The 13,192-nt window shown below is 41.5% G+C and carries 8 protein-coding genes; all 8 read left to right on the top strand.

Features of this window, described 5'->3' with window-relative positions:
* Nucleotides 1-39 precede the first annotated feature (39 nt).
* On the top strand, nucleotides 40-2,046 hold the full coding sequence (gene ligA, locus C6W18_RS15645) for an NAD-dependent DNA ligase LigA (protein WP_105928171.1): 2,007 nt from the start codon (nucleotides 40-42) through the stop codon (nucleotides 2,044-2,046).
* A gap of 15 nt (nucleotides 2,047-2,061) precedes the next feature.
* Nucleotides 2,062-3,249 (top strand): CamS family sex pheromone protein, encoded by a 1,188-nt coding sequence (locus C6W18_RS15640; RefSeq protein ID WP_034320199.1) that lies wholly within the window; start codon nucleotides 2,062-2,064, stop codon nucleotides 3,247-3,249.
* 133 nt (nucleotides 3,250-3,382) lie between these two features.
* A complete protein-coding gene (locus tag C6W18_RS15635) occupies nucleotides 3,383-4,582 on the top strand; it encodes an MFS transporter (RefSeq protein ID WP_034320196.1) in 1,200 nt (399 codons plus the stop codon).
* Between the two features lie 91 nt (nucleotides 4,583-4,673).
* Nucleotides 4,674-9,143, top strand: a complete 4,470-nt coding sequence (locus tag C6W18_RS15630) for a non-ribosomal peptide synthetase (protein ID WP_105928170.1) — start codon at nucleotides 4,674-4,676, stop codon at nucleotides 9,141-9,143.
* Nucleotides 9,140-10,681, top strand: a complete 1,542-nt coding sequence (locus tag C6W18_RS15625; RefSeq protein WP_105928169.1) for a serine hydrolase domain-containing protein — start codon at nucleotides 9,140-9,142, stop codon at nucleotides 10,679-10,681. Before C6W18_RS15630 ends, C6W18_RS15625 begins: the two co-directional genes overlap by 4 nt.
* Entirely contained in the window at nucleotides 10,644-11,624 is a 981-nt protein-coding gene (locus C6W18_RS15620; RefSeq protein WP_105928168.1) for a C39 family peptidase, read from the top strand. The genes C6W18_RS15625 and C6W18_RS15620 overlap by 38 nt, the downstream gene beginning before the upstream one ends.
* On the top strand, nucleotides 11,621-12,331 hold the full coding sequence (locus C6W18_RS15615; RefSeq protein ID WP_034320188.1) for a thioesterase II family protein: 711 nt from the start codon (nucleotides 11,621-11,623) through the stop codon (nucleotides 12,329-12,331). The genes C6W18_RS15620 and C6W18_RS15615 overlap by 4 nt, the downstream gene beginning before the upstream one ends.
* On the top strand, nucleotides 12,328-13,185 hold the full coding sequence (locus tag C6W18_RS15610; RefSeq protein WP_105928167.1) for a 3-hydroxyacyl-CoA dehydrogenase family protein: 858 nt from the start codon (nucleotides 12,328-12,330) through the stop codon (nucleotides 13,183-13,185). Before C6W18_RS15615 ends, C6W18_RS15610 begins: the two co-directional genes overlap by 4 nt.
* Nucleotides 13,186-13,192 lie beyond the last annotated feature (7 nt).

Below are 13,192 nucleotides of genomic sequence, written 5' to 3'. Positions count from 1 at the left end.
AAGGCCTTACAAAACGGATGAAGTGAAAGGAAGAAGCAGATGGATAAAGAAGCAGCGAAACGCCGGATCGAGGAACTGCACCAGATTTTGAATCAATACAACTACGAATATCATACACTGGATCGTCCAAGTGTTCCTGACGCTGAATATGATGCGCGGATGCGTGAGCTGATCTCTCTAGAGGAAGAATTTCCTGATTTAAAAGCAGCCGATTCCCCCTCACAGAGAGTAGGGGGCGCTGTTTTAGACGCCTTCCGAAAAGTACGTCACGGCACACCGATGCTCAGCCTCGGGAATGCGTTTAATGAACAGGACCTTCTTGATTTTGACCGCCGGGTTCGTCAAGCAGTCGGTGACGATATCGCATACAATGTCGAGCTGAAAATTGACGGACTCGCTGTTTCTCTCCGTTATGAAAATGGAGTGTTTGTCCGAGGTGCCACGCGTGGAGATGGGACAACGGGTGAGGACATTACCGAAAACCTAAAAACCATTCGTTCCATCCCACTCAAAATCAATCGCCCTCTGTCGATTGAAGTGAGAGGCGAGGCATTTATGCCAAAACCTTCTTTTGAAGCATTAAACGAAAAAAGATTACAAAACGAAGAAGAGCCGTTTGCGAACCCGCGTAATGCGGCTGCGGGCTCACTTCGTCAGCTTGATACGAAAATTGCAGCGAAACGAAACCTTGATATATTCGTCTACAGTATAGCGGAGCTTGATGAAATCGGTGTTGAAACGCAAATCGCGGGACTCGATCTTCTCGACGAACTTGGCTTTAAAACCAACAAAGAAAGACGGATGTGCCAAACGATTGAAGAAGTGATTGAACTCATCGAAACATTGAAAACAAAGCGTGCCGATTTTTCATATGAAATCGATGGGATTGTCATCAAGGTCGATTCCTTGGCTCAGCAGGAAGAGCTTGGTTTTACAGCAAAAAGTCCGCGCTGGGCTGTTGCGTACAAGTTCCCTGCAGAAGAAGTCGTGACAAAGCTGCTTGATATTGAACTGAGTGTGGGGCGTACAGGCGTTATCACACCAACAGCGATTCTTGAGCCTGTAAAAGTAGCAGGGACGACGGTGCAGCGTGCTTCTCTTCACAATGAAGATTTGATCAAAGAAAAGGATATTCGTCTATTCGATCAAGTCATTGTGAAGAAAGCGGGGGATATTATTCCGGAAGTAGCAGGCGTACTTGTCGATCAACGCACAGGGGAAGAAAAGCCGTTTCACATGCCGACTGAATGTCCAGAGTGTCATAGTGAGCTGGTGAGAATCGAAGGGGAAGTCGCCCTGCGATGCATCAATCCAGAATGTCCCGCACAAATACGTGAAGGACTCATACACTTTGTTTCTCGTAATGCGATGAACATTGATGGTCTTGGCGAGCGTGTCATTACACAGCTTTTCAAAGAACAGCTCGTGTCTCGTGTGTCAGACCTTTACCGATTAACGAAAGAAGAGCTCATTCAGCTCGAACGAATGGGCGAGAAATCTGTCGATAATTTACTGCGGTCGATTGAGCAATCGAAAGAAAATTCTCTTGAGCGTTTACTATTTGGTCTCGGCATTCGATTTATTGGATCTAAAGCGGCGAAAACCTTGGCGATGCATTTCGAGGACATCGATCAATTAAAGCAAGCAACGAAAGAACAATTACTCGAAGTAGACGAAATTGGTGAAAAAATGGCTGATGCAGTCGTCACTTACTTTGAGAAAGAAGAAATACTTGATCTGCTAAATGAACTAAAAGAGCTTGGGGTCAATATGACCTACACAGGACCAAAGCCGGTGAAAGCAGAAGAAAGTGATTCCTACTTTGCAGGAAAAACAATCGTGCTTACAGGGAAATTAGAAGAAATGTCTCGAAATGATGCAAAGGCAGAGATCGAAGCATTAGGCGGTAAATTAGCAGGTAGTGTGAGTAAAAAAACAGACTTAGTCATTGCCGGAGAAGCAGCTGGTAGTAAGCTGACAAAGGCAGAAGAACTCAATATTGAAATTTGGGACGAAGCTAAAATGCTCGAGGAGCTAAAGAAATAAGAGGAGTGTTTTCTATTGAAAAAGTTGTTATTGCTGCTGACAATGCTCACACTGGTACTGTCAGCGTGTGCACCTTTTGGGGGAAAGGACGAGGAAGAGGTCACACAAAAAACGGATGAAACGAAGGAAACAGCGATCATCCCGATGTACAATATCTCTGACTCCTATTACAAAATGGTGCTGCCGTTTAAACAAGGGGCTGCAAGGGGATTAACAGCAGAGCGTCTCAATACACGCTTGGATATTGATGAATTTGAAACAGGTCTCATGCGCCTTGCAACAGAATCATTTAATACAAACGACTATCTCTTCCAAGAAGGACAGCATTTAGACGAGGATACCGTTCTCAGCTGGCTTGCGCGCAAAAAAACAGGCAGTGATCTGAAAAAAGCAGAAAAAGAAGATAAAAACTTTAAGAACCTAGGCTTAAATCCTGCACTTCCAAACTCTGGTTCAACAAAGTCTAAAAATGAAAATAGTCCAATATACTTAGCTTCGATGCTAGAGCATAATTACTTAATTCGAAAAGACAAAAATAGCTTACAGCTTGGTGGAGTCGTCATTGGCCTTGCACTGAACTCTGTATATTATTATCGTGAAAATATCGGTGATCCCCAGCAAGAGGTAACCATCGATTCATCGAAAAATTCAAAGAAACTCTTGGCAGAGGGCGAAAAAATCGCTGAGCAAGTGATTAAACGAATTCGTCAAATGGACGGTTTGCAAAAGGTGCCTGTTATGATTGCCCTTTATAAACAAGCGCCAAAATCGTCCATCGTTCCAGGAAACTTTATTGCCAAAACGGATGTGAAAGCAGGCTCAGCTGATATCGGCAATTGGGATACGATCAAAGAGGAGAATATATTCTTCCCTTCAGATAATGCGAAAAGCAGCTACAAAGATGATTCAGAGCGATTTGACCGCTTCAAGACAAAGGTAGAAGATTACTTCCCGAATTACACCGGAGTGGTAGGAAAAGGCTTTTATAAAAACGGAAATCTGCAAAAAATGAAAGTAGAAATTCCGATGCAGTTCTACGGAAAAACGGAAGTCGTGGCCTTCACGCAATATTTAACAGGTGAAGTCATGGATTACTATAAGAGTACAAATATAGAAATCAACATCACATCTTCTGATCAACAAGAAGCCCTGATCACGAAAAATGCTGAAGACAAAGAACCAACCGTCCATATATATGACTAACTTAAAACCGCCTTTTGGCGGTTTTTTAAATTGGGTAAAATGTATCAAATTATGAAAATATTGTTATAAAACGTAGAAGTGTAGAAAATAATGTATTATTATGGGTGGTAATGAAGAGAAAATGGAGATAAATATGAAAAACAAATCATTTTACTTTTTATTAGGGGGTCAAACCCTAGCTAATTTTGGGGATTCACTATATGTCCTCGTTCTTACCATCCTGACGTATCAATTAACAAATTCTACGCTCATTGCTTCAATGGTGGCCGTCTCGCAGTTTGTCGGACAAGCACTTGGAGCAGTACTCATCCCTTTCTTTATGTATCAATTTAAGCTAAAAAGACTTATTATCTATTTGCAAATTTGTCAAATTACTTTCTTCGGTTGCTTGATTTTTATTTATATTCTACAATTATCAACATTTTCTATTCCTCTCTTTTTTATCATAGTATTTCTACTATCTTTGATAGATGGAGGAACCATTCCTGTTCGAAATTCAATGATTCCACGTTTAGTAGAAAAGCACTTTTTACTAAAAGCCAATAGCTATATCCTAACTTCTGATCAAATTGTCCTTTTACTAGGCTGGCTTTTAGGAGGCCTATTTATTGGCATTCTAGGACCACAATTTTTACTTCTGACGACACTTGTTTTATACAGTTTTTCGCTCATATCAATGCTCTTTATCATCGATACTGGAGCTGCGGCTAAACAAGAGAAACAGTCTGAATCATTTGGTGCAAGGGTCTTTTCAGGCTGGAAGCTCATGTATGAGAAGCCGACAATTCGAACATTAACGATATTAGAAATGCTTTCCATGTGCGGTAGAAGTATTTGGACTGGTGCCATTATCCTTGTCTATGTCACTGAAGTCTTACATCAGCCTGAAACATGGTGGGGTTTTATTAACGCAAGCTATTTTGGTGGAACCATTCTAGGTGGCTTACTCGTGCTAAGGTTTGCAAAGCATGTGGAACAGCGTTTGTTTGATCACATTTTTTACAGCTCGGTGATCGTAGCCGTGTTGACCTTATGCTTAGGGCTGAATCAATCAGCTTGGCTGAGTTTGTTATTTGTCTTTTTATTAGGCCCAGCCTTTCAGCTTCGCAGCATTTCCATTCGTACATATGTACAAGATACACTGAGTCAAATTGAATTGCCTAAAATACTATCAGCTCAACATACACTATCAACTTTTATATACGGAATGTCTATCCTCGTTATGAGCACCATGACCGATCTCTTTGGGGCAAGAGTCGTCTTTTTTATGAACGTTGTCCTGTTTACTGTGTCGGCTTTCCTAGCGTCTAGATTAAAAAATGAACAAATTTAGACATTTTATCTCAATTATTTACAAAAATACCATTATATGATTTAATATGTTCGTAGAAATGTTAACTATATGAAAAGTAGAGGTGGCGTAATTGACTAGTAGTTTAGTATATTGGCCATTAACACATCCGCAGCGGCGTGTGATGAACATGGAAACATTTTATCCAGAAACACCAATCAATCATATTGGCGGTATCATTTTCGTCAATGGGCCGTTGCAGCTCGACAAACTGAAGCAGGCCATTGCATCTTGTATCAGGACAACAGAATCACTTCGTCTCAAGCTAGTAGAAAAAGACGGAGAGACTCTTCAATACGTTGATTCAAACGCCGACAACCATATTCCTGCCTATGAGTTTTCCACACATGAACACATGTTAGAATGGGCCGAAAAAGCCTTCAAAACACCATTTCAGTTATTAGAAACCTCTCTTGCCGAATTTGCCGTATTGAAAATCGGCGAACAGCATTCCGGTTATTTCATCAAATGCCATCATACTGTAGCAGATGGATGGTCGATGAAAGTAATCATCGATAAAATTAGTCAACTTTACACTGCTCTTACACAAAGCTCCTCTATCGAACAAGAAGCAGACAATCATTCTGTTTTTATTGATAAAGAATCGAAATATATGAACTCCCCAAGATTTAAAAAAGATCAGCAATTTTGGAAAGAAACATTATCTGATGTGTCTGAAAGTTATTTGGTACAGGGAACTGACCAAATCAAAGGCCATCGACAAAGCCATTATCTTGATCGACAGCTCTCAGAAAAAATCTATGAATTTATAGACACCCATCATTGTTCAATCAACTCTTTATTTACTTTAGGCCTCTTCGTTTACTTGCATAAAAAATACCAGCAAAAAGATTTTATTATTGGGACGCCAGTTCTCAATCGTTCCGGACAAAAGGAAAAAGCCACGTCCGGTATGACCGTCAGCACAATGCCTTATCGAATGAAGATCGATCCTCAGCAATCTTTGTTAGAAAGTCTGATAGACATTCAAAAAAGCTATAAGGCTTACTTCCTGCATCAGCGTTATCCATATGACGCACTCGTCAAAGATTTAGAGCTTGCAAAGGCAGGATATGATCAGCTTTTTCAAATTTTTATCAACTCCTACAGCACAAATATGGTGCAGGAGATGGAAGGGTACGCAGTTGAATACATAGAGCTTTACAATGGCTTTCAGCCATACGGTTTACAAGTTGCTGTGAAAGAATGGGATGAAAAAGGACAAATCGAGCTGCAATATGACTACAAAATCTCAGATTACGGCAAGGAAGACATCGACTTTCTTCATGAAAGGATGCTCCTATTTGTCGAGAACATACTCATCCAGCCTAAGCAGCACATAAAAGACGTACTTCTCATGACAGAAGAGGAGAAACATCGAGAGCTTTATCAATGGAACGACACAGCCGTCAGATTTCCACAGAAACAAAAAATCCATGAATTGATCACAGATATGTCTAAGACTTCCCCTGATCGAATCGCACTTCAGGATGGATCTCATGTAATGACATACGGTGAACTTGAGAGAAAAACCAATCAAATGGCGCATTTCCTCCAAACACAAGGCTTACAGAGGCATGACTTTGTTGCAGTATGTATGAATCATTCACCAGAACTTATTGTGTTGCTGCTTGGAATTTTAAAGGCGGGTGGTGCATATGTACCGATTGATCCTGAGTATCCGCATGAGCGCATTCAGTTTATTTTGGATGATAGTCAGGCGAAGATGTTTTTCACAGATCAAGCGTCGTCATACCATTTTGAAGGCGATACGTACAATATGTACAACGTGTGGGATGACTTGGTTCAGTATGACCCGGCGCATCCATTCATTGGAGATGCTGAAGATGTCGCATATATGATCTATACGTCTGGCTCTACAGGACAGCCGAAGGGAGTCATGATTGAGCACCGAAGCTTAGTGAACTATATCATGTCTGCCAAAACACACTATACAGATTCAGCAGATGATCATTTTGCCTTGTATTCGTCTATTGCATTTGATTTAACTGTGACATCGATTTATACGCCATTGGTGACTGGAAGTACAGTGGTGATTTATCGTCAAGAGGATCAGTCAGGTTTTTTACTAGAACATATCTTGTTTGATCAAAAAGCAAAAGTCATCAAGCTGACACCAGCTCATATGGCGCTGTTAACAGATGCTGCGCTGTCACAATCGGTTGTTAAACGGATGATTGTTGGCGGGGAGCAATTACCGGCAACTTTGGCCAAAAGAATCACAGAGGCAAGTGATGGACGAATTTCGATCTTTAATGAATATGGACCAACTGAAGCAACCGTTGGGTGCATGATTCATCAATTTCATCAAGACGATGGGGGAACATCGGTGTCAATTGGTGTACCGATGCCAAATACGGAGATTTATCTTTTAGATGAAAATCAGCAAGTGGTATTACCAGGGACAGTAGGAGAAATGTATATTTCAGGCGAGGGCGTTGGCAGAGGATATTGGCAAAGACCTGATTTGCAGGAATCTCGCTTTCTGCCTAACCCATTTGTAAGCCATCGCCGCATGTACCGAACAGGTGACATTGCCAAACGAGCAAATGATGGAAAGATTGAATATATTGGCCGGATTGATCATCAAATCAAGCTGCGAGGCTACCGGATTGAGCTGGGGGAAATTGAACTTGCGCTTATGGCACTCGATGAAGTTGATAAAGCAGCTGTCATTGATCTAACCGATGAGGCTGGAGAAAAACAGCTTGCTGCTTATATTGAATTAAAAGAAAAAGAGCTGACGACCTTTTTACTAAGAAAAAAATTATCAGATCAGCTTCCAGCTTATATGGTACCAGCGTATTTTGTCATACTAGATGAGCTCCCGCTAACTCAAAACGGAAAAGTTAATCGAGCAGCACTGCCTGATCCATTGCTGTCTCAAATGGAAACAGAGGTTGAATGGTCCAAGGAAACAGCGATTATCGAAGAGATCATCGTAGACACAGCAAAAGATATCTTAGGGCATGAAAAGATTGAACCGGCTGATCATTTTTATCAGCTTGGCGGTGACTCGATAAAGGCGATTCAATTTATTGCGAAGTTAAAAGACAAGGGACTCTATTTAAAAACAAAAGATATATTTACTTATCCAATTTTTAGAGAAATGGCACAAGTCGTCCAGCAGGAACCGGCATTACATATCTCACAAGAGCAGGCTGTGGGCGATGTGAAATCGATCCCAATTGTTGAATGGTTCTGGTCCCAGCGGTTAAAAGACGAACATTTCTGGCATCAATCCATCATTGTTCATTCAAAGAAGAAGATGGATGAAAGGATCATGCAGGATGCTTTAAAAGAGCTGGTCATTCATCATGACGGATTAAGGTTAAAAGTACATGAGATGACAAACACACTCTATTATGATGATGGCATGCAGCATATTCCGCTGATGATACACGATTTCACGGAGCTGTCAGAAGAGAATGTGAAAGAAGCGTTAAAAGAAGTGGGTTTTCAGTTAAAGCAAAGGACCCATCTTTATCAAGGACCATTAATTCAGGCAGCACTTTGTCAAACCACTGCTCAATCACATCTCATTTTTGCCGCACATCATCTTTTAGCTGATGGCATGTCATGGCAAATTCTTGTGGAGGACTTGATGAAATTATTGCATGGAGAAAAGGTCACAGCAGAGATACTTCCGCTCAAAACACATTCATATCAGACGTTTGCGGAGCGGATGAATCAGTATGCAGCATCAGGTGATGTAAAAGAGGAGTTCAGCTATTGGCAAAAAGAGGTGCAGGATATTCAGCCATTGTATCAAGTGGCTACAAATGAGGGATATGTCAAAGATGAAATCAAATTGACCAAGGCATTATCAGTTGAGCTGACGGATCAATTGATCAATCAAGCGAACAAGGCGTATCAAACGCAGCCCCATGAATTGTTAATTTCAGCCTTAACGCAAGCCTGTTATCAGCAAACGAATCAAAAGAAGATTTCTTTAGAATTAGAAGGCCATGGCAGGGATGCTGTCCAGGAAGATATCGATGTGTCTAGAACGTTCGGATGGTTTACAACCATGTATCCAGTGAATGTGAATGTTTCTGAGTCTTTCTCAGATCATATTCGGGCTGTCAAAGAAACGATACGTGAAGTACCAAATAAAGGTGCAGGCTATGGTCTGTTGTCACTCATCAATAGACAGCTTCGAGATCATTCAGCGCCACAATTACGGTTTAACTATTTAGGTGAGATCGATCAGGTACTTAAACAATCATCTGATTATGAGATGTCCTATTTTTCTTCAGGTGCTGATTCGTCATTGGATAATCAATTAACAACCATCATCGATATGGTCGCAACAATCAAGGGCGGTCAGCTGATTTTCCATCTATCTTTTAGTGAAAAACAGCTGAGTGAAACAGACATGACGCAGCTTTTGCATGAGGTAGAGCGGCAAATTGAACGTTTGGTTCAGCATTGTTTAGAGAAGGAAGAGGTCGAATTTACACCGTCTGACTTTGAGACAGTGGACATGTCTCTTGAAGAAATGGATTCGTTATTTACATGAGGAAGAGTCAGCACATTGTCTACATTTCATTTGTCATGGCAGTGTTATGGATCAGTAGTTTTGCCGGCCAAACAAATGCACAAGCAGCAATTTCATCTAAAGCCATTGATCAAGTGATAGAAGAACAGATGGAGCTTGGGCGCATTCCAGGCATGTCCGTTGTGGTCGTGAAAAAGGACCAAGTGGTGTACCAAAAAGGCTTTGGTTATGCGGAGCGAAAGAAGAATGAGCCTGTGACAGACAGCACTTTTTTTGAAATTGGCTCTACATCAAAGGCGTTTACCGCCCTTGCTATTGTTGACCTAGAGAAACAAGGGGAAATTGATCTGAAAGAACCGGTGAGCAGCTATATTCCAGGTTTTTTTCCAACGTACCATGGCAAGCCTCAGCGGATCACAGTGGAACAATTGATGCATCACACAAGCGGCATTCCGTTTCAATCCATTGCGCTTATCCAGCCCGATGATGCAAAGGATGCGTTGAAAAAAACAGTCCATCAACTGAAATCAATCGAGCTTAATCGCAAGCCGGGAAGCTCCTTTGAATATGCCACCATCAACTATGATGTCCTTGGTCTCATCATTGAAAACGTAACAAGGCAGCCATATGAGACATATATGAAAGGGCTGTTTAAAAGACATCACCTTGACCAAACGGAGGCTGGGCCTGAACGAATGAAGCACGGTGCCATTTCGGAAGGGTTTAAACTGCAATTCCTTGCCCCACATGCTTATCAAGCACCGGAATATCGAGGCAACACCCCTGCTGGCTATATTGTGATGAATAGCCAGGAGGTTGGTACTTGGCTGCAATATCAATTGACCGATTCAACGTGGTCTCGTTTTGTGAAAAATCCTGATCACTTGACTGTGAATGTCCCAGATGAAGGGAAGCACGTTTTTTACAATGCTGGCTGGTATATAGAAAAAAAGAATAAGCATGTGGAATCGTTATTTCATGCAGGCTCTAATCCAAATTATTCATCATTTTTTCTGATCCAGCCAAAAGAAGGCGTCGCTATCGGAGTGTTAGCAAATATGAATAGCAGCTACACCGAGCAAACGGCCCGTCTTGTTGCTAAAACAATTATGGGAACAAATGAACAAGTAGAGTCATCGATGGATCCATTTCAGCTCATTGATCAATTGTGCCTTGCAGCTACATGTCTTTTTATTTTACTGCAAACGGTGTCTATCCTTCGATTTATCAAGTGGAGGAAGCGTGTAAAAAGTGGTGCTGTGGTTCAGCGGGAAATGACACGTGGCGTTTGGCTGAAAGGTCTCTGCTGGGTGTTGCTCTTGATCGGAGTATTGATCCTGCCAATGATTCTATCGCAAGTTGCCTTTAATGGGCTGCCTTGGAAAATGAGTTTTGTATGGGGACCTTCCTCTCTCATTGAACTAGCGATCTCTTATTACTTGTTTTTCGTTTGGTTTTGTACGATTGGTTTCATCAAAGGATTCATGGTGACATCTACTGCTGGAAAGAGAGGACAAAAAGATGACCGTCAAACAGATTTCGGGCATTCATCCTTATAATGATTTGTTTTATCGCAGCTGCTTCTTCAATTGCTTTTTCCCGATTGTAAAGCTGCATGATCAAGAAGTCGCTCCATACTTATTAAATGATCAATTCGCATATGGCCTCACAGAAGACGGCTTTTTGCAGATTGACTGGATGTCGACACACGATCCTGAAAAGATTATGAATTTACAAGGCATTCAAGTCGAAAAAATCAAGCATTGTGCCAATCTCATTGAGAAAGTCAAACAAGATGTGACGCTGAATCGCCCGGTCATTGTGTGGGTAGATCCTTATGTTCAGCGAGGTAGAAAAGAGTATTTGACGACGCATAGCCGTCATTCGATTTTAATCACGGGCTTTCATGAAAATCAGCAAACCTTCCATGTATTCGAGAATCGGCATTTAGATAATTTGTCGTATGAGCATCAAGTGTTGCCGTATACAGACGTGCAGAAAGGGTATGACACCTTTCATGAGTATTTCCAGCCGAATGATCAATTTTACTCCTATGCGGCTTTCCACTTTGATCCGAAAAAGGTCTCGACTGAATTATATGATCAAAAAACAGCTTATTTCCTGAGAAATATGCATGGTCAGCTTGACGCAATAGAAAAAGGAATCACAGCTCTTGAAACATTTTATGAGCAGTTTCCGCAATTGGATGACATCGAGAAGCTCGTGGCATCTTTCAATCAGGTCATCAATACGAAGAAAGTGGAGCTGTATCGGCTGAGTCTGATCAAAGAAGATCTACCTGAGATGATGCGGTTGATGGAACGTATTTTAGCAGAATGGGAGAAAGCGAGGCACCAGGCAGCGAAACTCCTTTTTTCAGGGGACATGTCCAGCAGGTACCAAGCCAACATCAAAGCTTCCTTAGAACAAATCATCCATGATGAAAAAAACTGGCTTGAAGCGTTGGCAATCAAATGCAAAAGGGAGTGTGGCGTGTTGTGAAGTTATTTTGCTTACCGTACGCAGGTGGAGCAAGCACCGTATTCAGTACGTGGAAATCTTATATAGACCGGTCGATAGAAATTCGTGCACTTGAACTCCCTGGACACGGGACAAGAATGACAGAGCCTGTGCTGACCGATTTGCAGCAAGTCGCAGATGATCTTTATTTACAGGCGTCCTCTTTCTTAAAAGAAGGAGAGCCCTACGCCATTTTCGGTCATAGTATGGGAGCTGTCCTTGCATACGAATTACAAAAAAGAATGAAAACAAGATTAAACAAAGAGCCTGTCCATGTCTTTTATTCTGGACGCTTTCCACCACATATTCCAGAAAAGAAAGTTTATCATCAGCTGTCAGATACCAAATTGAAAGAGGCGATTATTGCGATGGGCGGCGTTCCTGAGGAACTTGCCGATAACCATGCAGTACTTGATTTCTTTCTGCCGATTTTAAGAGCAGATTTTCAGCTTCTAGAGACCTACCAGTGTGATGAAGTCGTTCCAGCTGCTTGTCCAATTTCTATTTTTTATGGTACGCGAGATTTGCCTTCTGTGCTGTTCGATTTAGACGATTGGGACCAATATACAAGCGAAGATTGTGCATTTTTTGAATTCGATGGAGATCACTTTTTTATTCATTCATTAACAAATGAAGTGGTAGAGAAAATCAATGTCATATTAAAGCGAATTGGAGTGTTAGAGAAATGAACACGAAGCACATAGGCGTGATTGGAGCAGGTGTGATGGGGGCTGATATGGCTTTAGACCTTTCAGCAAATGGCTATCAAGTCACATTAGTTGATATCACAGAAGAAAAGCTAAACGAAGCGCTAGAAAAAATCAAGAAAACATATCAATTGGTTCAATTTGTGAGAAAGAAGAAAATCTCGTTGTCTTTAGAAGACGTATTGTCTCAAATCCAGCTATCTACTTCATTTGAAGGCTTACATGATGCGCATATCGTCATTGAAAATGTGACAGAAGATTGGGAGATTAAAAGACCAATTTATGAAGAGCTGCGAGATATATGTGCTAAAGAAACCATTTATTTTGTCAACACAAGCTGTATTTCCATCACAAAGGTAGGGGCCCTTATGCATTACCCTGAGAAGGTCATTGGGGCGCATTTTATGAACCCTGTTCCTCTTAAAGCGTTAGTTGAAGTGATTAGAGGAAAAGCAACTTCTGATGACACAGTTGAAACGGCAAAAGGTTTCTTGAAATCCTTTGATAAAACACCTGTTGTGGTGCATGATCTTCCGGGGTTTGTTTCCAACCGAGTGCTTATGCTGACAATCAACGAAGCCATTTGGACGGTGCAAGATCAAGTCGCCACACCAGCTGATGTCGATAAAATTTTCCGCGGAGGCTTCGGTCATAAAATGGGTCCCCTTGCGACAGGTGACTTGATTGGGCTCGATACGATTTTGAATTCATTGCTTGTTTTATACGAGAGCTACAAAGATCCGAAGTTCCGTCCGTGCCCTCTACTTGTCAAAATGGTCGACGCAGGCGAGTACGGAAAAAAATCAGGTAAGGGCTTTTTCCAATATGACATGTGAGAGGAGA

The organism is Bacillus sp. LLTC93, assembly GCF_002993125.1.
Taxonomy (GTDB): Bacteria; Bacillota; Bacilli; order Bacillales; family Bacillaceae; genus Bacillus; species Bacillus zhangzhouensis.
The sequence above is the reverse complement of the archived record's forward strand: the minus strand, read 5'-3'. Positions and strand labels throughout refer to the sequence as shown.